The sequence below is a fragment of the Luteibacter sp. NPDC031894 genome (genome assembly GCF_050273135.1).
In the GTDB taxonomy this organism is placed as follows: domain Bacteria; phylum Pseudomonadota; class Gammaproteobacteria; order Xanthomonadales; family Rhodanobacteraceae; genus Luteibacter.
The window spans coordinates 282,908-307,854 of record NZ_JBNNMV010000004.1 but is presented as its reverse complement, the minus strand read 5'-3'; the positions used below and the strand labels follow the sequence as shown (position 1 = coordinate 307,854).

23 protein-coding genes are annotated in these 24,947 nt (G+C 66.7%); 7 read left to right on the top strand and 16 right to left on the bottom strand.

What is annotated here, in order from left to right:
- Window positions 1-25: 25 nt before the first annotated feature.
- The 4 genes from ACQKIE_RS13490 to ACQKIE_RS13475 are packed head-to-tail and all read right to left on the bottom strand — an operon-like array spanning window position 26 to window position 3,520.
- The gene (locus ACQKIE_RS13490; RefSeq protein WP_427459883.1) at window positions 26-655 is read right to left on the bottom strand and encodes an ABC-type transport auxiliary lipoprotein family protein; all 630 of its coding nucleotides are present in this window, start codon (window positions 653-655) and stop codon (window positions 26-28) included.
- Window positions 652-1,590 carry an MlaD family protein gene (locus tag ACQKIE_RS13485; protein ID WP_427459881.1) on the bottom strand — a complete coding sequence of 313 codons (939 nt, stop codon included), beginning with the start codon at window positions 1,588-1,590 and terminating at the stop codon, window positions 652-654. Before ACQKIE_RS13485 ends, ACQKIE_RS13490 begins: the two co-directional genes overlap by 4 nt.
- 2 nt (window positions 1,591-1,592) lie before the next feature.
- Entirely contained in the window at window positions 1,593-2,381 is a 789-nt protein-coding gene (locus ACQKIE_RS13480; RefSeq protein WP_427459879.1) for an ABC transporter ATP-binding protein, read from the bottom strand.
- Entirely contained in the window at window positions 2,378-3,520 is a 1,143-nt protein-coding gene (locus ACQKIE_RS13475) for an MlaE family ABC transporter permease (RefSeq protein WP_427459877.1), read from the bottom strand. Before ACQKIE_RS13475 ends, ACQKIE_RS13480 begins: the two co-directional genes overlap by 4 nt.
- 117 nt (window positions 3,521-3,637) lie before the next feature.
- Between ACQKIE_RS13475 and gcvT the strand changes: the two genes are divergently transcribed.
- Window positions 3,638-4,744, top strand: coding sequence for a glycine cleavage system aminomethyltransferase GcvT (gcvT, locus tag ACQKIE_RS13470; RefSeq protein ID WP_427459876.1), 1,107 nt, complete (start codon window positions 3,638-3,640; stop codon window positions 4,742-4,744).
- Between the two features lie 72 nt (window positions 4,745-4,816).
- On the opposite strand, the gene ACQKIE_RS13465 is transcribed toward gcvT, so the two are convergent.
- Window positions 4,817-6,019 (bottom strand): DUF3103 family protein, encoded by a 1,203-nt coding sequence (locus tag ACQKIE_RS13465; RefSeq protein WP_427459874.1) that lies wholly within the window; start codon window positions 6,017-6,019, stop codon window positions 4,817-4,819.
- A gap of 296 nt (window positions 6,020-6,315) precedes the next feature.
- Here ACQKIE_RS13465 and gcvH point away from each other — a divergent pair, with 296 nt between their 5' ends.
- From gcvH to ACQKIE_RS13450, 3 genes are all read left to right on the top strand, one after another.
- Window positions 6,316-6,711 carry a glycine cleavage system protein GcvH gene (gene gcvH, locus ACQKIE_RS13460; RefSeq protein WP_427459872.1) on the top strand — a complete coding sequence of 132 codons (396 nt, stop codon included), beginning with the start codon at window positions 6,316-6,318 and terminating at the stop codon, window positions 6,709-6,711.
- Between the two features lie 433 nt (window positions 6,712-7,144).
- On the top strand, window positions 7,145-7,768 hold the full coding sequence (metJ, locus tag ACQKIE_RS13455) for a met regulon transcriptional regulator MetJ (protein WP_427459870.1): 624 nt from the start codon (window positions 7,145-7,147) through the stop codon (window positions 7,766-7,768).
- Between the two features lie 257 nt (window positions 7,769-8,025).
- The gene (locus tag ACQKIE_RS13450; RefSeq protein WP_427459868.1) at window positions 8,026-9,048 is read left to right on the top strand and encodes an energy transducer TonB; all 1,023 of its coding nucleotides are present in this window, start codon (window positions 8,026-8,028) and stop codon (window positions 9,046-9,048) included.
- A gap of 51 nt (window positions 9,049-9,099) precedes the next feature.
- On the opposite strand, the gene ACQKIE_RS13445 is transcribed toward ACQKIE_RS13450, so the two are convergent.
- Window positions 9,100-10,428 (bottom strand): serine hydrolase domain-containing protein, encoded by a 1,329-nt coding sequence (locus tag ACQKIE_RS13445; RefSeq protein ID WP_427459866.1) that lies wholly within the window; start codon window positions 10,426-10,428, stop codon window positions 9,100-9,102.
- Between the two features lie 179 nt (window positions 10,429-10,607).
- On the opposite strand from ACQKIE_RS13445, the gene ACQKIE_RS13440 reads away from it, so the two are divergent.
- A complete protein-coding gene (locus ACQKIE_RS13440) occupies window positions 10,608-11,900 on the top strand; it encodes an NTP/NDP exchange transporter (RefSeq protein WP_427459864.1) in 1,293 nt (430 codons plus the stop codon).
- Here ACQKIE_RS13440 and ACQKIE_RS13435 read toward each other — a convergent pair.
- From ACQKIE_RS13435 to mtgA, 5 genes are all read right to left on the bottom strand, one after another.
- Entirely contained in the window at window positions 11,897-12,325 is a 429-nt protein-coding gene (locus tag ACQKIE_RS13435; protein WP_427459862.1) for a CBS domain-containing protein, read from the bottom strand. The two genes, ACQKIE_RS13440 and ACQKIE_RS13435, sit on opposite strands and share 4 nt — an antisense overlap.
- A gap of 46 nt (window positions 12,326-12,371) precedes the next feature.
- Window positions 12,372-13,265, bottom strand: a complete 894-nt coding sequence (locus tag ACQKIE_RS13430) for a polysaccharide deacetylase family protein (RefSeq protein ID WP_427459860.1) — start codon at window positions 13,263-13,265, stop codon at window positions 12,372-12,374.
- On the bottom strand, window positions 13,211-13,996 hold the full coding sequence (locus ACQKIE_RS13425; RefSeq protein ID WP_427459858.1) for a formyltransferase family protein: 786 nt from the start codon (window positions 13,994-13,996) through the stop codon (window positions 13,211-13,213). Before ACQKIE_RS13425 ends, ACQKIE_RS13430 begins: the two co-directional genes overlap by 55 nt.
- 74 nt (window positions 13,997-14,070) lie before the next feature.
- Window positions 14,071-15,045 (bottom strand): glycosyltransferase family 2 protein, encoded by a 975-nt coding sequence (locus ACQKIE_RS13420; protein WP_427459856.1) that lies wholly within the window; start codon window positions 15,043-15,045, stop codon window positions 14,071-14,073.
- Window positions 15,046-15,053: 8 nt separating this feature from the next.
- Window positions 15,054-15,794: a monofunctional biosynthetic peptidoglycan transglycosylase gene (gene mtgA / locus ACQKIE_RS13415; protein WP_427459854.1), complete on the bottom strand. Its 741-nt coding sequence runs from the start codon at window positions 15,792-15,794 to the stop codon at window positions 15,054-15,056.
- Window positions 15,795-15,900: 106 nt separating this feature from the next.
- Here mtgA and ACQKIE_RS13410 point away from each other — a divergent pair, with 106 nt between their 5' ends.
- Window positions 15,901-16,821, top strand: a complete 921-nt coding sequence (locus ACQKIE_RS13410) for an Hsp33 family molecular chaperone HslO (protein ID WP_427459852.1) — start codon at window positions 15,901-15,903, stop codon at window positions 16,819-16,821.
- A 4-nt stretch (window positions 16,822-16,825) separates the two neighbouring features.
- Here the strand turns inward: ACQKIE_RS13410 and ACQKIE_RS13405 are convergent, their stop codons facing one another.
- Window positions 16,826-19,720 carry a bifunctional diguanylate cyclase/phosphodiesterase gene (locus tag ACQKIE_RS13405; RefSeq protein WP_427459849.1) on the bottom strand — a complete coding sequence of 965 codons (2,895 nt, stop codon included), beginning with the start codon at window positions 19,718-19,720 and terminating at the stop codon, window positions 16,826-16,828.
- A 264-nt stretch (window positions 19,721-19,984) separates the two neighbouring features.
- Here ACQKIE_RS13405 and ACQKIE_RS13400 point away from each other — a divergent pair, with 264 nt between their 5' ends.
- Window positions 19,985-20,938 carry a hypothetical protein gene (locus tag ACQKIE_RS13400; protein WP_427459846.1) on the top strand — a complete coding sequence of 318 codons (954 nt, stop codon included), beginning with the start codon at window positions 19,985-19,987 and terminating at the stop codon, window positions 20,936-20,938.
- A gap of 110 nt (window positions 20,939-21,048) precedes the next feature.
- Here ACQKIE_RS13400 and ACQKIE_RS13395 read toward each other — a convergent pair whose 3' ends face one another.
- The 4 genes from ACQKIE_RS13395 to ACQKIE_RS13380 all read right to left on the bottom strand — a co-directional run bounded on the left by ACQKIE_RS13395 (window position 21,049) and on the right by ACQKIE_RS13380 (window position 24,923).
- Entirely contained in the window at window positions 21,049-21,957 is a 909-nt protein-coding gene (locus ACQKIE_RS13395) for a DUF4097 family beta strand repeat-containing protein (RefSeq protein WP_427459844.1), read from the bottom strand.
- A gap of 24 nt (window positions 21,958-21,981) precedes the next feature.
- Window positions 21,982-22,401, bottom strand: a complete 420-nt coding sequence (locus ACQKIE_RS13390; RefSeq protein ID WP_427459842.1) for a hypothetical protein — start codon at window positions 22,399-22,401, stop codon at window positions 21,982-21,984.
- A complete protein-coding gene (locus tag ACQKIE_RS13385; protein WP_427459840.1) occupies window positions 22,398-22,985 on the bottom strand; it encodes an RNA polymerase sigma factor in 588 nt (195 codons plus the stop codon). The genes ACQKIE_RS13390 and ACQKIE_RS13385 overlap by 4 nt, the downstream gene beginning before the upstream one ends.
- Window positions 22,986-23,132: 147 nt before the next feature.
- Window positions 23,133-24,923 carry a phosphoenolpyruvate carboxykinase (GTP) gene (locus ACQKIE_RS13380; protein ID WP_427459838.1) on the bottom strand — a complete coding sequence of 597 codons (1,791 nt, stop codon included), beginning with the start codon at window positions 24,921-24,923 and terminating at the stop codon, window positions 23,133-23,135.
- Window positions 24,924-24,947: the final 24 nt, after the last annotated feature.

Here is a 24,947-nt window from a genome sequence, read left to right as displayed (position 1 = left end):
GCTCGGCTCCCATCGAGCGCCTGAATCAGCGCGATGGCGCGGTCTGCAACGTCCACGCGACGACATCCGCCGTCACCTTGTCCATCGCCCGGCCGAACGCTTCCACCACCTGGGGAACCGCTTTGCCATCGACCGCTTCGTGCACCTCGAAGCGACGACTGCCGACAATGCGATGCTTGTGCGTGTCGGCGAGCACCGCGTCGAAGCGAACGACCACTTCGGGCTTGCCGCCGGCATATTCCGTCTGGAACGCACCCAGGCCACCGCCGAGCTCATAGTCGGCGGCAAGGTCGCTCTCGTCCGTACTGAGCGCGGCGACGCGGCCATTGTCGCGGAACCCGTTCGCCAACCTGTCCCGGAACAGCTTGGGCATCGCATCGGACCAGCGTGCTCCGGCGTACACCGTGATGGTGTTCGCTTCCGGCACGACGGCGATACGCGAGTTGTCGAGCGCACGCGGCGCGTTCGGTGCGGCGAGGCGCAATGCCCAGGTCACCGGCGTTGTCGCCATGGGCCTGCCGCCAGGTGCTGCGGGCAACGTATAGACGTGCGGCGTCTCCGCCTTGGGCAGGATCGAGCATGCCGACAGCAGGGCGAGGACCAGTGGCGCGGCGACGCAGGCGATGCTCCGCCGGGGGAGGGAAGGGCGGCTCATGGGGTGAACTCCTTTGTGTTCTCACGACCGAACAGGTAGCCGCTGGGATTCTCGTCGAGACGGCGGGTGATGGACCGCAGCGAGCCCAGCGTGTCGCGCAGTTCGTGCAGCGCGGGTCCCAGTTGCCCCAGGCTGGCGGCGCCACCGTTGATCGCATCGTTGTTGTCGTTGAGCAGACGGTCGATCGTCGCCGTCGAATGTTCCAGCGAAGCCATCGCTCGCTGGGCGCTTTCGAGCGTGGCCTTGCCCTGGCCTTCCACGAGCCCGTTGGCGTTGTGCACCAGCGCACGGCTCTCGGCCAGCGTCTCGTTGGCCTGTCGCGTCGCCGCCGTCAGTTGTCCGATCAACGCACGGATGTCCTCCCGCTCATCGGCGATCACCCCGGTCGTTTTTTCCAGATGGTCGAGCGTGCGCTCGATCGCATGCACGTTCTCCTTCGACAACAGCTGGCTGGCGCGTGCCGCGGCCTGGTTGATGTTGGTGATGAGGTCTTCGCCGTTGGCGAGGATGCGCGAGAGGGGCGAGGGATCGGCGATGATGACCGGCACTTCCCCGTCATGCCCGACGAGCAGGGGGCTCCCCGGCGAGCCGCCGGAAAGTTGGATGATCGCCACCCCGGTGACGCCGGTGAGCGCGAGCTTGGCATGCGTATCCCTGCGCAACGGCGTGTCTCCCGCGACGCGGATGCGGGCGAGCACGCGCCGGGGGTCCTCCGGATCCAGGCGCAGCTGCATCACGTCGCCGAGTCGGATGCCGTTGTACTGCACGCCGCCTCCGCGCGAGAGACCAGTCACGGCTTCGTTGAAGACCACGTCGTAGTAATTCCACTCCTGGTCGGAGTGCGCCTTGGCGAGCCAGACGCCGAAGCCGAGGCCGAAGAGGACGACAAGGACGGTGAACAGTCCGATGAGGATATGGTGGGCGCGGGTTTCCATGATCAGGCTCCCTGGTCCTTGCCCTGGTGGGCGGCGAGGGTGGCCGCGCGGCCGCGCGGTCCGTTGAAATAGGCTTGCACCCATGCATCGTCGGTGCGCGCCACTTCGTCGATGGGTGCGGCGGCGAGCACGCGCTTCTGCGAAAGCACGGCGACGCGATCGCAGGTGGAGTAGAGGGTGTCGAGGTCGTGGGTCACGAGGAACACGGTGAGTCCCAAGGCGTTGCGCAACGTGACGATGAGGCTGTCGAAGGCGGCGGCGCTGATCGGGTCCAGCCCGGCGGTCGGTTCGTCGAGGAACAGGATCTCCGGGTCCAGCGCGAGTGCACGGGCCAGCGCGGCACGCTTGACCATGCCGCCGGACAATTGCGATGGATACTTGCGCCCGGCATCCACGGGCAGGCCGGCAAGCGCGAGTTTCACACCGGCCAGCCGTTGCGCGTCCACACGGGGAAGACCGGCGTGTTCGACCAGGGGCAAGGCCACGTTCTCCGCCACCGTCAGTGAGGAGAACAGCGCGCCGCTCTGGAACAGCACGCCAAAGCGACGCTCCACGCGTGACCGGCGTTCCTCCGGCAGGGCGAGCAGGTTCTCGCCGAACACCCGCACCTCGCCCGCCACGGGTCTCACCAAACCGACGATCGTTCGTAACAGCACGGACTTGCCTGTGCCCGATCCACCGACGATGCCAATGATCTCGCCGCGATAGACATCGAGGTCGAGGTTCTCGTGCACGGTCTGCGAACCAAAGCGGTTGACCAGGCCGCGGACTTCGATGACGGTCTCGTTCACCAGCCCATCTCCATATAGAAGAGGGCGGCCATGGCGTCGAGCAGGATCACCACGAAGATCGACTGGACGACCGCCGAGGTGGTGTGCTCGCCCACGGACTGCGCGCTTCCGGAGACCTTGAAGCCTTCCATGCATCCGATCACGGCGATCATGAAGGCGAACACGGGTGCCTTCGCGATCCCGACCAGGAACTGGCCGAGCGACATGTCCGCCTGGAACATCGTCAGGAACATCGAAGGGGACATCTTCAGGACGGCCATGCAAACCACCGCGCCGCCGACGATGCCCGCGACCATCGCGAGGAAGGTGAGCAGGGGAAGGGCGATCAGCAGGGCGAGCACGCGCGGCAAGACCAGCAGCTCGACCGGGTCCAGCCCGAGTGTGCGGATCGCGTCGATCTCCTCGCGCGACTTCATCGAGCCGATCTGCGCCGTGAAGGCACTCGCCGTGCGGCCGGCCAGCAGGATGGCCGTGAGCAGCACGCCGAACTCACGTAGGAAGGCGAAGCCGATCAGGTCCACCGTGAACACGCTGGCGCCATAGCTCGCCAGGGCGGTCGAGCCGAGGAAGGCGACGACGCAGCCGACCATGAAGGAGAGCAGGGCCAGAATCGGCACCGCGTCGAGGCCCGTTTGCTCGATGTGCGACACCAGCGAGGTCACCCGCCAGCGGCTCGGCCGCCATGCCGTCGCGAGGAACCCCTGCAACGTGATGCCGATGAACGCGAGGAGCTTGGCCGTTTGTTTCCAGAATCCCTCCATGGCCCGCCCGATGCGCTCCAGCATCACCACGAAGCCGGCATCCCGCGGCCGCCTCACGCCCGTGCAGTACGTATCTATGGCGTCCCCGACCGTCTTGAGGAGCGCCCGTCGCGCCGGCGGCAACGCTTCGTCCTGGGCGAGCGCCTGGGTGCGCGCGCTGCCCAGGAGTTCGGCGATGACGAAGGCGCCGGAGGTATCCATCGCGCCAAGTTGCCCCGTATCCACGGTGACGTCGCCGTCGATGGTCCCGCCCAGCTCCCCCGCTCGCCGTTGCAGCGCGGTGTAGTAGGGGAGGGTCCAATCGCCCGCCAGGGCCAGCCGCGTGCCGCCCGCATCGCGGGTCAGGGTCGCCGAACCGGGGGAAGATGCCGTCGCCATGGAAGGAAGGCTAGCAGGACTCGGCGTCGCCTTGTCTTGGCCTGCATTGGCCTTCCGGGGCCGGCGCCGCGATAATGGGAGGCTGTTCCCGCCGCCAACCCCCTGCAAGGTACGCCGATGACCGACAAGACCGCACTCAATGCCAGCCACCGCGAGCTGGGCGCCCGCATGGTCGACTTCGGCGGCTGGGACATGCCGATCGCCTATGGCTCGCAGATCGAGGAACACCATGCCGTCCGCAAGGACGCCGGCATGTTCGACGTGTCGCACATGACCGTTGTCGACCTCGAGGGCGAGCGGACGCGCGAGTTCCTCCGCAAGCTGGTGGCCAACAACGTCGACAAGCTGGCGAAGACGGGCAAGGCCCTCTACACCTGCATGCTCGACGAGAACGGCGGCGTCATCGACGACCTCATCGTCTACTTCCTGCGCGAAGATTTCTTCCGCCTGGTGGTGAACGCAGCCACCCGCGCGAAGGACCTGGCCTGGATCGAAAAGCAGGCGGCAGCCTTCGGCGTCACCGTCCGCGAGCGTCCGGAGTTCGGCATGATCGCCGTGCAGGGCCCTAACGCCCGCGAGAAGCTGATCGGCCTCCTGCCGGAAACCCTGCGCGAGAAAGCAAGGAAGCTGGGCAAGTTCGCGGCCATCGACATCGAGGGGCCGAACGGCATGCCGCTGTTCCTCGCCCGCACCGGATATACCGGCGAAGACGGGTTCGAGGTGGTCGTCCCCAACGCGCACGTGGTGACGTTGTGGAACCTCCTTCGCGAAGCAGGCGTGGCGCCGGCGGGACTGGGCGCGCGCGACACCCTGCGCCTCGAGGCCGGCATGAATCTCTACGGACAGGACATGGACGAGTCGGTCACGCCATGGGAAGCGTCGCTCGCCTGGACGATCTCGCTAGACGAGGGCCGGGACTTCATCGGGCGCGCGGCGCTCGAAAAGCAGAAGGCCGCGGGCGTGCCGCGGGTCATGGTCGGGCTGGTGATGGACGACAAGGGCGTGCTGCGGCACGGCCAGAAGGTGCTTACCGCAGCCGGTGACGGCGAGATTCTTTCCGGCGGCTTCGCGCCCACCCTCGGCAAGTCGATCGCGTTCGCTCGCGTGCCCGCGGGCGACCTTGGTGACGTGCGCGTGGACATCCGTGGCCGCGAGGTACCGGTGCGCGTGGTCAAGTTCCCGTTCGTGCGTGATGGCCAGCCGATGCCGGGCATCGTCGGCTGACGACATATATATATGTGTAGAGAAAGGGCGGCCACGGCCGCCCTTTCTCGTCAGACCACGAATCGTTCTGGATCAGAGACCCTTCGCGCCACCGTTCCCTGCGTTCCCGGTCTTGTCCACGGAGTCCTTCACCGACTGCCCGCCGAACGTGCGCAGCTCGAGGCCGATTCTTGCCTGTTTTCGCGCGCCGATGTTCGGATTTTTCTGCGTGTAATGGCTGCGGCGATCAACCAGGTAGAAGGAGTCGATATAGTCGACCGAGTTCTGCCAAATCTTCCCTGGCATGGCCTCGATGACCTTCGCGGCAATCTTAGAGAGTGCGCCAGTGAGGGGGTCTCCTGGCGCAATGATCAGTGACAGGTCGCCGACGGTGTTGATGATCGTTACGGCGATCTTCTGCCAATCCGTATCGCCGTCGTCCTCGAAGAGCTGGATGTTGACGTAGTTGCCGGCGAAGCTTCGCCAGGTGACCAGGTCCTGGCCCGGCGTATACCATTGCTTGTCATGGTCCAGGTACGGCATGTCGACATTGACGAGTTCGACCTTGCCCTCCCGGTTCACGCCGGACACCACGGCGAAGACGTCGGCGTCTCCCGCCGTATTCGGCTCGTGGTCGTCCGTGAGGTAGATGTCGGTAAGCACTGTGACTTCTTCGACCGCCGATGCGCTGCGGGCCGTCATCAGTGGCGAGACCGACTGCACGCCGCCGCGGCGCATGGTCTCGTTCATCAGGCGGATGCCGGCGCCCGTTGCTTCGCGGTTCTTTGACCCGACCATGAGCATCGGCACGGCCGGGGCCGCGTTGGCCGGGTAACGGTGCTCGGCGCCCGCCGGATCGTAGGCGACGAGTTCACGCTGGCCCGACGCCATGTTCTTCACGATCGTAGCGGTCCAGATGTCGCGCGTGCTCGCGACCGGCTGCCCACCGACGTCGCCGGAGAGATGAAGGTCGAGTAACGAGCCAACGGCGCCGTCAAGGCCGCGCAAGTGGATGGCCTGCCGGTCGAGATCCCGGAGCGTCGCCGTGGTATCGGAGGCTGCGTGAGCCTTGGCAGGTGTGTAGCTGGCCAACACGTCGGCGAGCCGGGCCCTGTCCTTACCCATCTGGGCGCGGAACGCTTCCTCGAAGGCCGGATCGTTGACGAGCGATGCAACGCTGCGCGCGGCCTCCTGGCGGGCTTCGGAGACTGACGCGACGTCCCGGGCCATCAGCGGACTGGAAATGGCGAGCGCCAGTGCGCTGGCGATGATTGTGGTGTTGAGCATCCGTTTCATGGGGGATCCTTGAGTGGGTGATGCGATGGCTTGCATGGAACCGGCGCGCCACAGAAGGGAGAGGCGACCGGCGCGGCGTCATGTGATCGCGCCGCAGCTACAAGGTAGTCGCGGCGCCCGCGAGGTTCTGCCGGTGCCGGCCTAGGGGCGTGTGGGGGAAAGGCCGTGTTCCCCGCCGGTGCATGGAGCTAGACAGGGCCGGAACCCCGGCTGCGACGCTTTCCCGCCGCGCGCTAACCGGTACAATCGGCCGACCCATCCCTGCACCCCGTACAGAAACGAACGAGGCCTGACCCATGAGCGACATCCCTGGCGATCTGAAATTTGCGAAGTCCCACGAATGGGTTCGCGTCGAGCAAGACGGCACCGTCACCGTCGGCATCTCCGACCATGCGCAGTCGTCGCTCGGCGACCTGGTCTACGTCGAACTGCCTGAAGTGGGCAGCTCGGTGCAGGCGGGCAACGGCACGGCCGTCGTCGAATCCGTGAAGGCCGCCTCGGATATCTACGCTCCCCTGTCGGGCGAGGTGATCGCGGTGAACACGGCACTCTCCGATAAGCCGGAGACGATCAACGAAGACGCGTATGGCGAAGGCTGGATCTTCAAGCTGAAGCTCGACGACAAGTCGGAACTCGACAGTCTCCTCACGCCCGACGAGTACGCCGAAGTCGCCGAAGACGACAGTCACTGATCCTCTTCGGCAAGCTCCGAATCGATGCCGGTCGTCCTCGACCGGCATTTTTTTTGTCCGGAAGGGGGTCGCGGCGAAATTTTTTTTCGCCGCCAGTTGAACGCCGTTCATCCCCGGAATCGGGGTTATCCGGTACGTCATCGGAGACGACGGACACGCGACGACTGTCGCTGCCGCTTGCGCGGACGCTCGTTGGAGACGAACGAAATATGCCTTGATTTAAGGTGTTTGCTGAACCCGTTTTGCGCGTGCGTGTGTTTAGTCGATGCAGTGCGCGCGATTCAGAGAGGCTTCGCAAAGGTCGACATCGGCCCCTCCGGACTTCGTCGAAGTCGCCGCTATCCGACCGCAAGGTCTTCAATTTAGTGCCAAAATTTATTGACAGCGGAAATGTTCAGGAATAGCTTTTGCGTCAATTGACGGGGAACCCGGAATGGAAACAGGAAAATTCATCAGGCCGTATGTGGAGCATGGTTCAAAAGCAGGGTCGGTTCGAAAGATCACAGTCTCGATTCCGCTGCATGTGCTCCGCCTGCTTTCCGATGAACGTACTCGCCGCCAGGTGAACAATTTGAGGCACGCGACGAACAGCGACCTGCTGGTCGAAGCGTTCCTCCACGCTTTTACTGGGCAACCACTGCCAACTGATGAGGAGCTGAGACGAACCATGGCCACTGCCAAGAAATCCACTGCCAAGAAATCCGCCGCCAAGAAGGCGACCCGCAAGTCCACCGCCAAGAAGACCTCCGCCCGCAAGTCGCCGGCGAAGAAGGCCTCGACCCGCAAGGTCGCGACCCGTAAGGCTGCTACCCGCAAGTCGCCGGCGAAGAAGGCCGCTGCGAAGAAGACGGGCGCTCGCAAGGCGTCCACCCGTAAGGTCGCTGCCAAGAAGGCGGTGAAGAAGGCTGTCCGTAAGGCGCCTGCCAAGAAGACCGCCGCCAAGAAGGCCACGCGCAAGGCTTCGCCGCGCAAGGCTGCTTCGAAGAAGGTCGCCGCCGCCAAGGTCGTTCGCGCGACCAAGACCGCGAAGGCACCGAGGGCCCCCAAGGCCAAGTAAGCTTTACTTCCAATAAGAAAGTACGTTTTGCGAATTAGCTCCCCGCGGTGCCCAGCGCGGGGAGTCACTTCGAAGACTTGACCCCGGCCTTGCCGGGGTCGTTCGTTTCCGGGGTCGGGAAAAGCTCCTAGGCCGCCGAACTGGATTCACGCGCCCATTACGGTTACCTTGTCGCCACATCGCGCTGCGGGGGACGGGGGGTCTTCCGCGTCAAGCCAATCAGGGGCGCGCGCCTGCGGAGTCCGTTCCGAACCGCCATGGATAACCGTCATCGCCTTTCCTCGCGTCGCTTCGTACGCGGCGCCGTCAATCCCGTCACCCTCGCCGTCGTCGCCATCGTGGTGGCACTCGCGGTCGCGGCGTGGTTCCTGATCATCAAGCCGTATCGCGATGCTGCCGCCGGCGTGACGCCGGTGCCTACCGCGGCGCAGAAGGCCGCGGCGATCCGCGAGGCTCCGCCCGCGAACGTCGATGCGCTGAGTGTCGACCAGTTGCTGGCCGAGGCGCGCACGGCGATGAACGACCAGCGCCTGGTGGCGCCGGCCGGCAACAACGCATTCGAGTTCTATATGAAGGTGCTGCAGAAGCAGCCCGGCAACCAGGTTGCGGCCGACGCCTTGCGCGAAACCTTCTCCTACGGCGCCGCCGCGACCGAGCAGACGATCAACCAGCGCGAGTTCAACGAGGCGCAGCGGGAGATCGATCTCCTCGCCAAGGCGGATCCGGAGAACTACACGCTGACGATCCTGCGCTCCAAATTGGACGCCCAGCGCAAGACGCTCGACCGCGAACAGCAGCAGGCGGTGGACGCGCAGAAGGCGCAGCAGCTTGCCCAGCAGAACGCGGCGACAGCGGCGAAGCAGCAGGCCGAGCAGGCGGCCGAGGCGCAGCGCTTGCAGGCTGCGCGCGAACAGGCGGCCCGCGTCGCGCAACAGCAGGCACCGGCACCCACTGCCAACCGCCCCGCGGCACCCGCCGCCCGGGCGGCGGCCGCGGAAGCCGACGCGATCAGCGACGCGGTGCTTGTCCGTCAGGTGAGCCCGCGTTATCCAACGGCTGCGATGCGCGCGAACCAGGAGGGCTGGGTGGACGTCGAACTGACGGTAGGCACCGATGGCGCCGTGGGTAACGTCACCGTGGTGGATTCCCAACCCAAGCATGTCTTCGATCGCTCCGCGATCGACGCCGTCAGTCGCTGGGAGTACAAGCCGGCGACGCGCAACGGCGAGCCGATGGCGGTGACGCTGCGGCGACGGTTGCAATTCAACCTCGGCAGGTAAAAAAAAACGGCCCGCGAGGGCCGTTTTTCTTGGTCGAGGTCGGGTCAGGCTTCAGGGCTTCTTCTTGCTCTTGCCCTTGGACGCCGTCTTCTTCTTCGAGGCCTTCGTCTTCACGGGAGCGGCCTTCGCCGCCTTCGCGACCGGCGCGGCCCGTACCGGCCCTTCCACGCCCGCCCAGTCGACGTGCGGCAGGCCGAGCAGACTGTCGAACACCATCGGCATCAGTCCGCCGGGGACGGGACCGGCGGCGTTCCACATTGTGACGACGCCAGCGTGGTACTTGGGGAAGAAGCCGATCATCGTGCGGTAACCGGAGACGGCACCAGCGTGGTAGACGAGGTCCTCGTTGGCGTACTTGAACACGCGCCAGCCCAGCGCGTAGTGCGCGTCGGTGACGCGGGCGCGTCGCCAGGGCTGCGAACGCTCCTCGGAGGGCGTCGCCACTTCCGGCGCATGCAGTACGTCGAGCAAAGGCGTGGGCAGGACATCGGGGCGACCACCCATCTGCGCCATGAGCCACTGTTCCATGTCGCGCAGGCTCGCATTCACGCCGGCCGCAGGCGCGACGCGGTAGTAGCTGTCATTGGGTTCGTAAGGAGTCCAGTGGTGCGGCGTGCCGCGATGCGGACGCGCCCAGCTCTTGCTGGACTCCAGGGCGTCGCGGCCGTAGCTCGCGGTGTTCATGCCCAGGGGCGTGAAGATGCGCCGCTCCACCTGGCGGAAGAAATAATCGCCGGTCTGCGCGAAGATCACGTCGCCGATCATGCTGAAGGCGACGTTCTGGTAGCCATAGCACTCGCCGACCTTGCAGGACAGGTCGACCTCGTCGAGCTTGCGCACCAGTTCCTCGTAGGGCGCGTCCGCCTCGAGCATCGCGTCGTACGTGTTGCGCGGCAGGCCGAGCCGTTGCCCGAGGATGTCGCGCACGGTGGCCTGCTGGGCCGCCTGCATGTCCTTGAGCTTGAAGTAGGGGATCGTGTCGATCAGCTTGGTGTCCCAGCTGAGGAAGCCAGCGCGCACCAGCACGGCGGTGACGCCCGTGGCGAAGGCTTTCGACAGCGACGCCAGGCGGAAGACCGTTTCCGGCGTGGCCGGTTCCTTCGTCTTGGCATTGGCGTAGCCGATGGCCCGTTCGTAGACGACCTTGTCGTCGACGATGATCGCGGTGACGACCGCTGGCGCGGCATCGCGCGCTTCGAGGGCGTCCAGCCAGCGTTTGTAATTCTCGACCGTTTCCTTGACCCGCTCCGGGGGCAGTTTCGCGGACGTGGGGTCCACGTGGACGACAGGCGGTTTTTGTGGCGTCGCGGCGAACGCGAAGGGAGCGGCGACGGCGCAGGCGAGCGTGCAGGCGAGCAGGGACGCGGAACGAAACGACATGCTTTTCTCGCGGATCGAGGCGTGGGAGACGCCACGGGACAGGGACACCGGAGGGCCCGGCTCCCGGCATTGTCTTTTACTTCCCGTCCGGCGACAACGGATGGGATGTTGACGACCCTGAACGAGCCACACGGCCGTGCTAGGCTTCGCACGCCGCCTCAACCGGATATCCGGCCAACGTGAACCCGCGCCCGAATGCCGCCCGCAGCGGAGGAGCGACCCTCGCGCTCTCGGTCATCTCCTTCTTCCTGATACTGACTTCCTATTACGTCCTCCGGCCGGTCCGCGACCAGCTGGTGGGCGCTGCGGGTTCGTCGTCGCTCCCCGTGTTCTACGCCATCGTCTTCGTGGTGATGCTGGCGCTGACGCCCGTGTTCGGCTGGTTGGTCGCGCGATTCCCGCGTCGCCGGATGATCATGGTCAGCTATCTGTCCTTCGTCATCTGCCTGGTCGCCTTCGTCCCGGCCTTCGTCGCACAGGACCGCATCGGCGCCGTGGCCCTCGGGCGGGTCTTCTTCGTTTGGGTGAGCGTCTTCAACCTGTTCGTGGTGTCCCTTTTCTGGAGCTTCATGGCGGACGTCTACCGCAGCAGGGATGCGCGCCTGATGTTTCCCTTCATCGCCTTCGGTGGGATGGCGGGTGCGCTCGCGGGTCCGCTGCTGACCCGACTGCTCGTGCTCCGTCTCGGCGTGCCGGCGATGCTCGTGGTATCCGCGGTCATGCTCCTCCTGGCCCTGGCCGCGCTACTGTCGCTGTCGACGCGTGAGGAGGCGAGGGACGGCGCAAGCGCCGCGCCGTTGGGCGGCTCGATCCTCGAAGGCGCGAAGGCGGCGTTCGCCCAGCCGTTCCTCCGCTACATGACCGTGCTGATGCTGCTGAGCGATGGTATCGCCACCATGGCGTACGCCCTGATGGCCGATTACACGAAGGCCCACTTTGTCGACAACGCCGCGCGCACGGCCTTCTATGCCGACCTGGACCTGTGGATCAACGGCCTGGGCGCCTTGCTGCAACTCACCCTCACCCCACTCTTGCTGCGTGGCCTCGGCACGGCCTGGGCGCTGGTACTGCCGTCGGTGGTGAACCTTTGCCTCCTGGGCTGGCTCGCCGTCCATGGGCCAGGCGACGCCATGCTGTTCGGTTTCGCCGTACCGCTGGTGGCCATCGTGCAGGTAGGCACGCGCGGTTTCACCTTCGGCATGGCGAAGCCGGCGGCCGACGCGCTGTACACCCGCATGCCGCGCGAGGCGCGCTACAAGGGCAAGAACTTCATCGAAACGACGGTATGGCGCTTCGGCGACCTGCTGGTCACCACGGGCCTGAACGGCTTGCGTGCCGTGGGCGTGGGCATCGCCGGCATCGGGCTCATCTGCGCGGGCCTTGCGGCCATCGCGACGGAGGTTGCGCGGCGCGCGGCCTCGTCGCCGGACCTCGCGCCCGAATCGCAGGATGTCGCGGACGACGACGCCTAGCCGACGATGTAGCTTTCCAGCTGGTTGATCGTTTCCTTCTGCTCCGAGATCGTGGCCTTCACCAGGTCGCCGATCGAGACCATGCCCACCACGCGACCCCCATCCAGTACTGGCAGGTGGCGCAGGCGACCGTCGGTGCAGAGCCGCATGCAGTCGTCGACGCTGGCGTCCGGCGCGACGGTCACGACACTCGGCGTCATGATCTCCGCCACGGGCGTGTCCCGTGACGAGCGGTCCTTCAGGATGACTTTGCGCGCGTAGTCGCGCTCGGAAACGATGCCGACCAGTTGGTCGCCGCGGATCACGGCCAGCGCGCCGACGTTCTTCTCGGACATCTGCTGGATGGCCTCGTAGACCGTGGCATCCGGTGCTACTGCGTAGACAGCGTTGCCCTTGCTTGCAAGGAGATGCTTGACCTGCTGCATGCTCGACTCCCGGGATGGGCGCGGCCGCCGCCGCGGTGGATGCAGTCTACTCCCGCGGTGGCCCGGCGGAGTCACGAGCAGATGAAGGAGGATCCTCGGCGATGGCGTCGCTGCGACGCCGCAAGAGAGTGGCGCGCGTGAAGCGATAAACGGGGCCTGCCCATCGCTTCAGCGGCTTCTTGGCGTTCCACTTCGCCCACTGCCGCCACCGGGTGCCGCCGCCGCCCGTGGCGAGCGCCACCGCTTCGGCCGCCGGCGACTCCCGCAGCAGGGCGTAGCGGCCCAGCAAGACGCAGGACAGGCCGCGCGTCGGACGCGTGGTGGGCTCGGAGGTGAAGAGCGTGCGGATGCCCGCGGCCTCGGCCGCGCGCCGCACGGACGGCGACAGGAAGCCACCCGGCACCGACGCCGTGCGCACCGGCTCGCCCAGGAGTTCCTCGAGGACATCCACGCTACGTCGCCATTCCGCGTGCAGCGCAGGTGCGTCGAGGGTCGAGATGTTCGCCGGGTGCGTATGCGAATGGCTGCCGATCAAGTGGCCATCGCGACGAAGGGCGCGCAGGTCCTCGGCAGTGACGAATCCCGGGGTGCCGATGCGCGCGGTGGTGATGAAGAAACATCCTCGAATGCCCGCGCGCGCGAGGGTCTTTCCGATGGCACTCGCGCTGGCACCTCCATCGTCGAAGGTCAGCAGGCAGCCGTCGTGTCGACCGCTTGCCACCGCGTCCGGGTCTGCGAAGACAACTCCGCTCGCGCGGAGGCTCCCGAGGTGATCGGCGAAGGCCGTGTCGTCCAGCTTGTAGTGCGCCGCTGCCGATCCCGGAAAGCCGCTGTCGTCCCAGCGCCCTCCCGGTACGACGTCGTGGTACATGAGCGTGACCAGGCTCATCCGGCGAGTGCCCGTGCGGAGCGCTTCCAGCGGACGTAGCGGCTCAGCCACGGCTGCCCCCACACGCCGCTCTGCCTCCCGCTGACGTCCATGGGAACGGCTTCACCGGCGGCTATCTCCCGTACCCGTTGCGCCAGTGCGTCCAGGTTCTCGACCACCACGCGGTACTGCACGCGTACATGGGATTCGCGTGCCTCGTCGAAGGCATAAGTGAAATAGCCGTAGATCGGGCCCGTGTCGACACCGGCGTCGATGCGCAAGAGTGTTAATCCGACCCGGTCAAGGTCCCGTTCCGCAAGCGCCCAGAAGCAGCCGTGGGCGTTGCGATATTCGGGGCAGATGCCCGGGTGCATCACGAGGCAGCCGTTGCGAGGAATCCGGTAGATCCGTCGCGCCAGGAGTTGCTTGCTCCGGGCGATCATGATGTCGGGCTTCCGCTCGCGCAGGAACGCCGCCACCTCCGGGGCGTTGGCATCGGCGACGCGAAGTTCCGGCACGCCGGGCACGTCGCCGAACCGGCGCCGCATGTTCGCGAGGGTCGCGTCCATCCACGCCCGGTCCGTGGCCGCGAGCTTGAAGCGGTAGTAGAGGCGCATCGCCAGCACGTCGAGGAAGCGCCACGTCCCGAGGCGCCGCCATTCGCGACGAATGCGTGCGCGCTTCTGCACGCCGGTCTCGTCGATGACGACCACGCCGGCCAGGTCGGAGAACGAGGCCATCCATGCCGCGAGACCTTCGCGATCGAAGGCGTCGCCGGCGTGGCACATCAGTACCGTGCGCATGGGTCGCTCTCCGGCTGGACCTGCGGCATGTTCGGTTCTCGTCTCGAGGGCGGCCTTGCCGCGTTGCGCGGAGTCTAGCGCCGTGCAACTCCACGGGGGACCTGATCGGCCGAAGGCAATAGGCCGCCCCGGCGAGACTCGACGTAGTACAGCGGGCGACGTTTCGACTCGGCATAGGTACGGCCCACGTACTCACCGATCACGCCCAGCGCCAGCAACTGCGCGCCCCCTAGGAAGAGGATCACCACCAACAGGGTGGGGTAGCCGCGCACCGGATCGCCCCAGATCAGGACCTTGAGCATCACCCAAAGGCCATAGAGGAACGCCAGTGTCGCGGCGGAGACGCCGAGCCAGGTAGCGACGCGCAGCGGCGCCGTCGAGAAGGATGTGATGCCTTCCACCGCGAGGTTGGTCAGCCGCCAGTAGTTCCACTTCGTGGTTCCGGCATGGCGTGCGTCGCGGTGGTAGGTGACTGCCGTCTGGCGATAGCCGATCCACGCGAACAGACCCTTCATGAAGCGCTGCCGCTCGCGCAGCCCGCACAGGGCCTCCACCGCGCGCCGGGAGAGCAGGCGGAAGTCGCCCGTGTCGCGAGGCAGCGGCGTGTCGGAGAGTCGCTCCATCACCCGGTAGAACGCGGCGGAAGTGAATTTCTTCGTGCGGGTCTCGCCGTCACGCTCGCCCCGGGTGGCGTATACGACGTCATAACCGTCCAGCCAGCGCGCGACCAGTTCCGGGATGAGCTCCGGCGGATCCTGCAGGTCGGCGTCGATGACGACCACCGCATCGGCATCGGCCGCGTCGAGCCCGGCGGTCATCGCCGCCTCCTTTCCGAAATTGCGCGAAAGGCGCAACGCCTCCACGCGTGCGTCTTCCTCGGCGAGCGCCGCCAGCATCGGCCAGGTGTCGTCGCTGCTGCCGTCGTCGACGTAGATGATGCGGGCTGTCGCGTCGATGCCATCGAGGACGGCGCCGAGCCGGGCGTGGAAGCTGCCGATCACCTGGGCTTCGTTGTAGGCGGGGACGACGATGGCGAGGGAAAACGACATGGCGAGGCTCAGTGAGCGCGTCCGGACACGGGGGCCGGACGGGCGAGGTAGGCCGGGCCGCCCAGTTGGGCAGCCTGCCGCGCGATCCACGCGGCGCGGCGTTGCACATAGGCGCTGGGGGCATCGGCATGGAAGCGCCGGGGATTGGGCAGTACCGCGGCGAGACGCGCGGCCTGGGCCATGCCGAGGCGGTCGGGCGTGGTGTGGAAGAAGGCTTCGCTGGCCGCGCCAACGCCGTAGACGCCGTCGCCGAGTTCCACCGTGTTCATGTAGACCTCGAGGATCCGTTGCTTCGACCAGAATGTCTCGATCAGCACGGTGAACCAGGCTTCCAGCCCCTTGCGCACGAAGCTGCGTCCATTCCAGAGGAACAGGTTCTTGGCCACCTGCTGGCTGATCGTGCTCGCGCCACGCAGGCGCTTGCCTTCGTCGGCGGCATCGATGGCATCCTGGATCGCGTCGACGTCGAAGCCGTGGTGAAACGGGAATTTCTGGTCCTCGCCCGCGACCATCGCGATGCCGACCTGCGGCGATATCCGCTCCCATGCCACCCAGCGATGACGGAAATCGAAATCGCTTTCGCGTTGCACCAGCGCCTCCACGCGGCGCTCCATCATCATGGCACTGGTCCAGGGCGGCACGAAGCGGAACACGACCACCACGAGGCAGCAGAGGCCCAGCCACGCGAGGAGCAGCAGGCCCAGGAACTGGGCGATCCGGCGTATCGGCGAGCGGGGCGTCGGACTCATGGGGGCGCGTTGGCGAAGGATGGCGCAGTATAAGGGCCAGGACCGTCGCAGGCTTGTCGGTGTCCGCGACCGTCCCCATCTTCCGTCGGATCACCAGGAGACCGCCGTGACCGATTCGATCGTCGACACCCTAGCGTCCGAAGACGTGCTGCATCGCTTCATGCTCGAGAAAGCGGGCGTGCGCGGCGTGCTCGTTCGGCTCGGCGCCAGCTGGCATGAAATCGCCTCGCGTGCCGAATACCCCAGCGACCTGCGCGATACGCTGGGCCAGGCCGTGGCCGCCAGCGCGCTGCTCACGGGCAATATCAAGTTCGAAGGCGCCCTGTCGCTGGAATTCAAGAGCCAGGGAGCCCTGCGCCTGCTGTTCACCGAATGCACGGACAAGGGCCGCCTCCGTGGCCTGGCGCGTTACGACGCCCAGGCGCTGCCGCCACGGGTCGAGCTCGCGAACCTGCCCGACGCGATGCTGGCGATCACGATCGGCCATGCCGAGCGGGGGCGCTACCAAGGCGTCGTGCAGCTCGACGACACCGCCTCGATCGGCGAGGCGCTCGAGAACTACTTCGAGCGCTCCGAGCAGCTTCCCGCGCGCATCCTGCTGGCTGCCGACGGCGATCACGCGGTGGGCCTGATGCTGCAGCCGGTACCGGGCGAAGGCGGGCGCAACGCGGCCGACGAAGACGAGGACGCCTGGGCCCGTGTCGGCCATCTCACGGCGACCTTGAGCGCCAGCGAGATGCTTGCGACGCGCCCGGAAGAGCTGCTCTATCGCCTCTACCACGAAGAGACGGTGCGCCTCTACGAGCCCAAGACGCTCGCCTTCGGATGCACCTGCTCGCAGGAGCGCGTGGAAGGCATGCTGCGCGCGCTGGGGCGCAAGGAAGTGGAAGCTACCCTCGAGGATCGGGACGGCGAGATCGAGGTGATCTGCGAGTTCTGCGCCAAGCGTTACATCTTCGACCGCGTGGACGCGGAGCGTCTGTTGACGCAGTCCGAGACGCCGCCGTCGCCCTCGACGTTGCAGTAACCCCTCAGGCGTCGAGCGACAGCGGTGAGCCCAGCCATTTGCTGGCAGGTGCCGGCTGCGCGAACAGGAAGCCCTGGCCGAAGCGGCAGCCGATGCGGCGCAGCGCGCGCATCTGCGACTCGGTCTCGATGCCCTCGGCGATGACCTGCATGCGCAGGGAGTCGGCCAATGCCTGGATGGCGCGGACGACGGCGGTGCTATGTGCCTCGCTGTCTTCCGCGGGAAGCTCGATCACGAAGGAGCGATCGATCTTCAGCGTCTCGATGGGGTACTGGTGCAGGTAGCTCAGCGACGAATACCCCGTGCCGAAATCGTCGAGCGCGATGCCGACGCCGTGGTCGCGCAGGTTCTCGAGGATGCGCTTGACCTGTGCCGGGTTCTCCAGCAGGGCGCGCTCGGTCACCTCCACGCGGATCGAGCGTGCGGGCACCTTGTGCTCCGCCAGGAGGTCGAGCAGGCGCTGGTCTAGGTCGGGCGAGCGGAAGTGGCTGCCGGAGACGTTGATGCTGATGAAGCCTTCGTCGCCGACGAGGGCGCTCGCCTGGCGTGCCACCTGCTCGAAGATCTGCCAGTCGATCGCCTCGGAGCACCCCGTATCCTCGGCCACCGCGAGGAATTCGCCCGGCGGAAGTAGCCCGCGCTCCGGGTGCCGCCAGCGCAGCAAGGCTTCGTAGCCCACGACACGCGCATTCTCCAGCTCCACGATCGGCTGGAAGAAGGGCACGAACTCGTTGCGGGTCAGCGCTCGGCGGAGGTCGCCTTCCAGTTCGAGCAGCGAGAGCGCCTCGCGGCGCAGGCGATCGTCGAAGACGGCGGCACGATGGCGACCTTCGTCCTTGGCCCGGTACATGGCCGAGTCGGCGTCGCGCAGGAGTTCTTCCGGACGGGTGTAATCCGGCGTGGGCAAGGCGATGCCGATGGACGCGGAGGTGAAGATCTCCTTCGCGCCCAGGCGGAACGGCGTCTGCAACTGGGCGATGATCCGTTCCGCGATGTGGGTCGCCGCGTGCGGATCGACGATGCCCTCGACCAGCACCGCGAACTCGTCGCCACCCAGGCGGGCCACGACATCGCGCGTCTTGAGGCAGGCGCGGATACGACCGCCTACCTGGAAGAGGAGATCGTCGCCCACCAGGTGGCCGACGGAATCGTTGATGACCTTGAAGCGGTCGAGGTCGATGAACAGCACGGCGAACAGTTCGCCGGGGTTCTCCCGATAATGGTTCAGCGCCTGCTCCAGCCGCTGCAGCAGCAGCGTGCGGTTCGGCAGGCCCGTGAGCGAATCGTGCAGGGTCTCGTACTTGAGCCGGCGCTCCACGCGCTCGCGCTCGGCGATCTGCTCGCGGAGGTCGCGATTGGCCAAGGCCAGGGCGCGCGTCCGCTCGGTCACGCGGCGCTCCAGGCTGGCGTAGGCCTGCTTCAGCGATTCGGTCGTGTACTTGCGCTGCAGCGCGTTGGCGATGTGGTAGCTGACGAAGGTCAGCAGTTCCTGGTCGCGCGCGCTATACGTGTGCTCCGGCGTGTAGCTTTGCACCGCGAGCACGCCCATCGACTTTTCGTTCCAGATGAGCGGGACGCCGAGCCAGTGCAGGGACCGCGCGCCGCTCGTGGAAAGCACCTGGTCGCGGTTGAGTCGGTCGATTTCGTCGCGGTCCGCGAGCAGGGCCTTGCCGTTGCGCAGCACGAATTCGGTGAGTCCACGGCCCAATTCGCGCGGCTCGCGCGTCCCGTCGAGTTCGTCCACCGAGTAGGGGAAGGTGAGCTTGTTCTGGTCTTCCGACAGCAGCGCGATGTAGAAATTGCGCGCGTACAGGAGGCCGCCGATGACGCGGTGCACCGCGGCGTAGAAGTTTTCGATGCTGTCCGAGGTGTTGGCGAGTTCGGCGATGCGGAAGAGGGCGGCTTGCAGCCGCTCACCGCGCTGGCGTTGCAGGACCTGCTGGCGCAGCACGCGATTGGCTTCGCGCAGCGCGGCCGTGCGCGTCGTGACGCGTCGCTCGAGTTCCTCGTGGGCCTGGCGCCGTTCGAGTGCCGTCTGCACGTGCTGGGCCACGTAGGTGAGCAGGTCGCGGTCGTTCTCGGTATATCGCGTATCGTCGCGATAGCTCTGCACGACCAGCGCACCCACGACATCTTCGCCGCGCTTCATCGGCACGCCGAGCCAGTCGTCGCTGGGCGGCCCGATGTTCACCCGCGGTCCCGGCAGGTTCTTCTCCAGGTCGCTGCTGGCGCCCATCATCGAGCGGCCGCTCTGCAGGACGTGCCAGGTCAGCGTGTTCTCGATGGCATCGATGGTGCGGATGCCCTCCGGGTCCGGGATGTCCTGGTCCTCGGTATCCACGAAGTAGGGGAAGCGCACCGTGCGGTTCTGTGCGTCGTACAGGACGATGAAGAAATTCTCGGCATACATGAGGCTGCCCACGATGCCGTGGAGCGCACTCATCATGTCCTTCATGTTGTGCTCGGCGCCTGCCTGCTCGGCGATCGCATACAGCGCGCGCTGGAGACGCTCGGCCAGGGCGAGCCGCGAGATGGCTTCGTACAGGTTGGCGGTTTCGGCGAGCTGGCGCAGGCGGGCGGAAGCCAGGCGGCCCAGCCAGGAGAGCATGTCGGCGAAGCTGGCGAGATCGGCAGCCGTCGCGGCGATCTCGAGGCTGCGTTCGTTCTGCGGATCGATCGCGAGCTCGAGCAATCCAGGCCGTGCCAGCGTCGCGTCGGCATCCGCGCGCCACGTCACCGTTGCATCGGCGAGCAGGCAGTGGACGAAGGCCTCGCATTCGGTGCGCACGGCTTCGGCGTCCGCGGCGCGAAGCAGCCGCTCGACGGCGTCCTGCAACGGCTCGACGTCGCCCGGACCGGGCGCCTGCAGAGTCGGGCTTTGGGATGGAGCGAAGGTCATCGCCTGACGAGGTTCCGGTCGTGTTCGGATCAGTCTATCTGCGTTGTCGCGGCCGCGCGATGGGCGCGGAGAATACCGTCTCAAGGGCCGTGAGCCTATGCGGCTAGCCCTCCCCTGGAAGTGGTCAACGGCAGCTGTTTCTTTTCCTGAAGAGGCCATGCCAGGGGTGTTAGTAAAAAGTAAAACGGGATATACTTGAGCCCGTTCCCGTTCAGGCTGAGGACGAGACCTCGGGGAATATCAGCCGCTGCCGACAGACTACTCATGCGCAGATCCTTACTCACCATGCTTCTGTTTATGCCGCTCGCCGCGGCAGGACAGTCCGCGCCGGTGATTTCGGACGCGACGAAGTCGCCCTTGCTGGGCGCTTACGCGGATGCCGTCGACCAGCCCGAGACCTCCGGCCTGCCGCTCGCGCGGACACCGGACGGTCGAACGCTGGGCCTCCAGGCCGATGATCGTGCCGATCCGGCGCGACCGCTTGCCCTCAACCCTGTCGGCGCGGGTCCTTTCCTTTCCAGCGGCCTCCAGTACGACCTGGGTCCGCGCGTCCAGGCCCATGCCAGTGTGAGCGGGCAAGGTTGGATCAATTCCGTGGAATCCTGCGGGGCCGCGGCGGCCAAGAGCGACCGTTGCAGTTCGCCCGGCGCACCGCCGCGCATCGTCGGCAGCGAAGTGGGCGCCACCTATCGCGGTACCGGCTACAGCGTCGGTGTCGGGGTTGGCTCCAGCCGCCCGACCGGCACGGGAGCCGCGTTGCCTCGCGTACTGCCGGGTCTGTCCACCGCCTCCGGTCTGCCGGTCGGCGCGCTTTCGTCCAGCACCGAATTGAACGCGCACGGCCGGGTCGACCTCGGCGCGCGCAGCGGCATCGATCTTGGCGCGAGCATCGGCCGGATCCGCCTGCTTCCGGGCAACCTGCTCGGCATCGGCTCCGTCGACCAGAAGGCGCTCAGCTTCGGCGTCGATCGCGGCCCGCTGTCCGGCTTGATCACGGGTCGCACCATGCAACCCGAGGCCAATGCGGTGAACGGGTTGAATCCCGACCGCCGCTGGAGCGCCATCGACCTCGGCGTGACGTGGCGCCTGCCATGGCGCGGCGAACTGTCGGTCGGTGCGCAGAACGTGTGGTCGTCGGGCAACGCCCCCAGCAGCGCGGCGCTTCCCGAACCGGACCAGTCACGTACGCCGTACGTGCAGTACCACCAGGACCTCTAACAAAAAGCCCCCAGCGGGGGCTTTTTTGTGGGAGCTGCTATAGCGGCGAGAAGCCAACAGGGCGGTGATGCGGTGAGGCATGATGCCTCGCCGCTATAGCGGCTCGACAATCAGCGCGCCGCGTTGCGCAGCCTGACGTCGCCGCTGAACGATTCGACGTGGATGTAGCCGTCGCCGGCGCCGATCGTCGTCTTCAGTTCCTTGCCCGGGCCGTCGTCGCCGTTCGAGGTATTGCCCCAGTCGCTGCGCAGGTCGCCGCTGAAGGTGGATGCCTCGAGTCGGGCTGACGTGTTGGTGGGCAACTGGAGCTGGACGTCGCCGCTCATCGAATCGACGTCGATCTTTCCGCCGTTGATGAGACCGCCGTTGACCTGGGTGTCGCCGGACACCGTGCTGAAGCTCGCTTCCTTCCAAGGCCCGCCGCCGATGGTCATGCGGCCGGACACCGTCTGTGCGTCGACCTTTTCTCCCACCGCGGGCGCGGTGATGTCGCCGGACACCGTCTGCAGGTCGGCGCGACCGGCGCGGCCGGCGAGATCGATGGTGCCGCTGACGGTCTGCATGCTGACCTCGGGTGAGCGCAGGTTGGCACGGATGCGACCGCTGACGGATTCCACGTCGATGCGGCCACCGTCGAGCCCGTCGATGCTGACCGGCGCGCTGACGACATTGATCTGCACGTCGACCGACCTGGGCACGCGCACGTTGAGGATGGTCGCCTGCATGCTGGAATCGTTGCCCCAGCTGAACCAGCGGCCCTTCTTCTCGTCGCCTTCGACGTGGATGTCGACGTTGCGCTCGTCGCCTTCGATCTGCAGCGGCCGCGCGCCCTCGCCCAGGGTGCCCGAAACCTGGACCTGGTTCTTGTCCCAGGCGGTCACGGTGACTTCGCCCTTGACGTTTTCGATGCTGATCCGCGCGTTGGGCCGGATGTCTTTCGACAGGTTGATCGGTGTCGAGGCGAAGGCCTCACCGATCGACAGCGCCAGCAGCAGGGGAGTGAAGTAGAGCGTTTTCATGGGGAATGTCCTGGCTGTTGGCGTTTAGCTGGCTTGCTTGTCGAGGTTACGCAGACGGTCGCGCTGGCGTTCGGTGCGGAGCAGCAGGCGCTGCAGGGCGGCCGAGTCGGGGGAATCCTGCATGGCCTGGGTCAGCTCCATGCGCGCGGCGTCGAGTTCCACGGCCGCGCCGGTGAGGCGCGGGTCGGAGGGTTTCCACGGGGTGCTGGCGGCGACGGCGTCGCTACCGGCAGGTGCCGTCAGGTGCAGGCCAATGCCGCCGCCCAGTATCGCGACCCCGGCGATGGCCGCGGCCATCAGCCAGGGCCGTGCGCGATGCCGCCGCTCGGCGGGCGCGGCCTTGGCCTCGTCGAGGCGTGCCTCGATGCCGGCCCAAAGGTCGCGATGCGGCGTGACCGCGCGATTGAGCGAGCGCATCCGGCGAAGGTAGTCGAGTTCATTCATGGCTTGTCTCCCAGCGCGCGGCGGAGCAGGCCGCGGGCACGATGCAACTGCGCTTTCGAGGAACCGACCGCCATCGACAGTTCGACGGCGATCTCCTCGTGTTTCCAGCCCTCCACGTCGTGCAGCACGAGGACGGCACGGGCCCTGGGCGGCAATGCCGCGATGGCCTGTTCCAGTTCCTCGCGCTCGAAGGCGCGGACGGGGTTGTCGATATCGGTGATGTCGGGGAGGTTATCGTCCCCCACGATGCTGACCGGATCGGCGTTGCGGGCGCGTATGGACATCAGCGCCACGTTTACCGCCAGTCGGTAGACCCAGGTGCCGAAGGCGCTCTCGAAGCGGAAGCCTTCCAGCTTCTGCCAGGCCCGCACGAAGGCTTCCTGGGTGAGGTCCTCGGCGCGGGCATGGTCGAATGCGGCGAGCCGCAATACCGCGCCATAGACGCGATCGGCATGCCGCCGGTAGAGGACTTCGAAAGCCTTGCGGTCGCCGGCCACCGCCGCGCGCACGACATCGTCGTCCGACGAGGCGGCGGGCAGCTCAGGCTGCATGAAGGAGGTGGCGGCGAGGCATAGGGCGTTCATCTTGCCAGCTTGGATGCCGGCAGGGGACAAACGGTTTAAGGCGGCCCATGTGGGAGCCGCTATAGCGGCGGGAAGCCCATGGAACGATGAAGCGGCGAGGCACGATCCCCTCGCCGCTGCAGCGGCTCCTACAGGGCGATGCCGACCTCAGGCCACGCTGGCGGCTGGGCGGATCACGGCGGCGTCCAGGGCCTTGCTCACCCTCAGGCGCTCGGCCTTCAACTTCTCCGGCATGCGCTGGCCGAAGCCGTCCAGGTACAGGCCGATGGCGCGCAGTTCCTCCTGCCAGCCTTCGACGTCCACGCGGAGCAGTTCGTCCAGGGTCCCCGGCGTGAGGCCGAGGCCCTCGACGTTGAGCTCGTCCCGCGCGGGAAGGATGCCGATGGGCGTCTCGGTGCCTTCCGCCCGTCCTTCCACGCGCTGGATCATCCAGTCGAGCACGCGGAGGTTGTCGCCGTAGCCTGGCCACATGAACTGGCCCTCGCTGTCCTTGCGGAACCAGTTCACGTGGAAGATGCGCGGCAGCTTCGCGCCGGGCTTGTCGAACGACAGCCAGTGGGCGAAGTAGTCCGCGAAGTTGTAGCCGCAGAATGGCTTCATCGCCATCGAATCGCGGCGGAGCACGCCGACCGCACCGGTGGCGGCAGCCGTCGTTTCGGAGCCCATCGCGGCACCGACCAGGACGCCATGTGCCCAGTCCTTCGCCTCGAACACCAACGGCACGAGCGACGGGCGACGGCCGCCGAACACGATCGCGGAAATCGGTACGCCCGTGGCGGATTCCGATTCCGGCGCCCAGCTCGGGCATTGCTTCGCGCTTACCGTGAAGCGGGCATTCGGGTGCGCGGCGGGACCGTTCGCCGGATCGTAGGGGCGACCCTGCCAGTCCGTCACCGGCTCGCCTTCTCCGAGGCCCTCCCACCACGCGCTGTTGTCGGCGGTGACCGCGACGTTGGTGAAGATGGCATCGTGGCCCAGGGTGGCGAGGGCCGAGGGATTGGTCTTGGCGCTGGTACCGGGAGCGACGCCGAAGTAGCCGGCTTCCGGGTTGATCGCCCAGAGGCGGCCGTCCTCGCCCGGGGTCATCCAGCAAATGTCGTCGCCGACCGTCCAGACTTTCCAACCCGCCTTGCGGTAGCCCTCGGTCGGAATGAGCATCGCGAGGTTCGTCTTGCCGCAGGCCGACGGGAAGGCCGCGGCGATGTAGTGCTTCTCGCCCTTCGGGTTCTCGATGCCGACGATCAGCATGTGCTCCGCGAGCCAGCCTTCGCGACGGGCCTGGTGGCTGGCGATGCGCAACGCATGGCACTTCTTGCCGAGCAGGGCGTTGCCGCCGTAGCCGGAACCGATCGACTTGATCGAGAGCTCCTCGGGGAAATGCATGATGAAGCGGCGTTCCGGATCGAGGTCGCCCGTGGAGTGCAGGCCTTTCACGAACTGGCCGTCGCGCTCGATGCGGGCAAGCGCGGGGGCGCCCATGCGGGTCATGATCCGCATGTTGGCGACGACATAAGGGCTATCGGTGATCTCGACCCCGCAGCGCGCGAGCGGCGAATCGATCGGGCCCATGCAGTACGGAATGACGTACATCGTGCGGCCGCGCATCGCGCCGGCGAACAAGGCGTCGATTTTCGCGTGCGCATCGGCCGGCGCCATCCAGTGGTTGTTCGGACCGGCGTCTTCTTCGTTCGGCGTGCAAACGAAGGTGAGGTGCTCGACACGGGCGACGTCCGAGGGGCTCGAGCGATGGAGGTAGCTGCCCGGATGCTTCTCGGGGTTGAGCGGGAGGAGGTCGCCACTGGCGAGCATGGTTTCGACGAGCTGCGCGTACTCCGCATCCGAGCCATCGCACCAATGAATGGCGGCGGGATCCGTCAGTCGGGCGACCTCGTCAACCCATCGATTCAACGCTTCCAGTGAACTGCCGTGCGAACGCATCCGTGGTGGTCTCCAGTTAAACGC

What these genes read in the sequence shown, in the direction of transcription:
- ACQKIE_RS13490 (WP_427459883.1), bottom strand. Translation starts at nt 655, where the DNA reads ATGAGCCGCCCTTCCCTCCCCCGGCGGAGCATCGCCTGCGTCGCCGCG.
- ACQKIE_RS13485 (WP_427459881.1), bottom strand. Translation starts at nt 1,590, where the DNA reads ATGGAAACCCGCGCCCACCATATCCTCATCGGACTGTTCACCGTCCTT.
- ACQKIE_RS13475 (WP_427459877.1), bottom strand. Translation starts at nt 3,520, where the DNA reads ATGGCGACGGCATCTTCCCCCGGTTCGGCGACCCTGACCCGCGATGCG.
- gcvT (WP_427459876.1), top strand. Translation starts at nt 3,638, where the DNA reads ATGACCGACAAGACCGCACTCAATGCCAGCCACCGCGAGCTGGGCGCC.
- ACQKIE_RS13465 (WP_427459874.1), bottom strand. Translation starts at nt 6,019, where the DNA reads ATGAAACGGATGCTCAACACCACAATCATCGCCAGCGCACTGGCGCTC.
- gcvH (WP_427459872.1), top strand. Translation starts at nt 6,316, where the DNA reads ATGAGCGACATCCCTGGCGATCTGAAATTTGCGAAGTCCCACGAATGG.
- metJ (WP_427459870.1), top strand. Translation starts at nt 7,145, where the DNA reads ATGGAAACAGGAAAATTCATCAGGCCGTATGTGGAGCATGGTTCAAAA.
- ACQKIE_RS13450 (WP_427459868.1), top strand. Translation starts at nt 8,026, where the DNA reads ATGGATAACCGTCATCGCCTTTCCTCGCGTCGCTTCGTACGCGGCGCC.
- ACQKIE_RS13445 (WP_427459866.1), bottom strand. Translation starts at nt 10,428, where the DNA reads ATGTCGTTTCGTTCCGCGTCCCTGCTCGCCTGCACGCTCGCCTGCGCC.
- ACQKIE_RS13435 (WP_427459862.1), bottom strand. Translation starts at nt 12,325, where the DNA reads ATGCAGCAGGTCAAGCATCTCCTTGCAAGCAAGGGCAACGCTGTCTAC.
- ACQKIE_RS13425 (WP_427459858.1), bottom strand. Translation starts at nt 13,996, where the DNA reads ATGCGCACGGTACTGATGTGCCACGCCGGCGACGCCTTCGATCGCGAA.
- ACQKIE_RS13420 (WP_427459856.1), bottom strand. Translation starts at nt 15,045, where the DNA reads ATGTCGTTTTCCCTCGCCATCGTCGTCCCCGCCTACAACGAAGCCCAG.
- mtgA (WP_427459854.1), bottom strand. Translation starts at nt 15,794, where the DNA reads ATGAGTCCGACGCCCCGCTCGCCGATACGCCGGATCGCCCAGTTCCTG.
- ACQKIE_RS13405 (WP_427459849.1), bottom strand. Translation starts at nt 19,720, where the DNA reads ATGACCTTCGCTCCATCCCAAAGCCCGACTCTGCAGGCGCCCGGTCCG.
- ACQKIE_RS13400 (WP_427459846.1), top strand. Translation starts at nt 19,985, where the DNA reads ATGCGCAGATCCTTACTCACCATGCTTCTGTTTATGCCGCTCGCCGCG.
- ACQKIE_RS13395 (WP_427459844.1), bottom strand. Translation starts at nt 21,957, where the DNA reads ATGAAAACGCTCTACTTCACTCCCCTGCTGCTGGCGCTGTCGATCGGT.
- ACQKIE_RS13390 (WP_427459842.1), bottom strand. Translation starts at nt 22,401, where the DNA reads ATGAATGAACTCGACTACCTTCGCCGGATGCGCTCGCTCAATCGCGCG.
- ACQKIE_RS13385 (WP_427459840.1), bottom strand. Translation starts at nt 22,985, where the DNA reads ATGAACGCCCTATGCCTCGCCGCCACCTCCTTCATGCAGCCTGAGCTG.
- ACQKIE_RS13380 (WP_427459838.1), bottom strand. Translation starts at nt 24,923, where the DNA reads ATGCGTTCGCACGGCAGTTCACTGGAAGCGTTGAATCGATGGGTTGAC.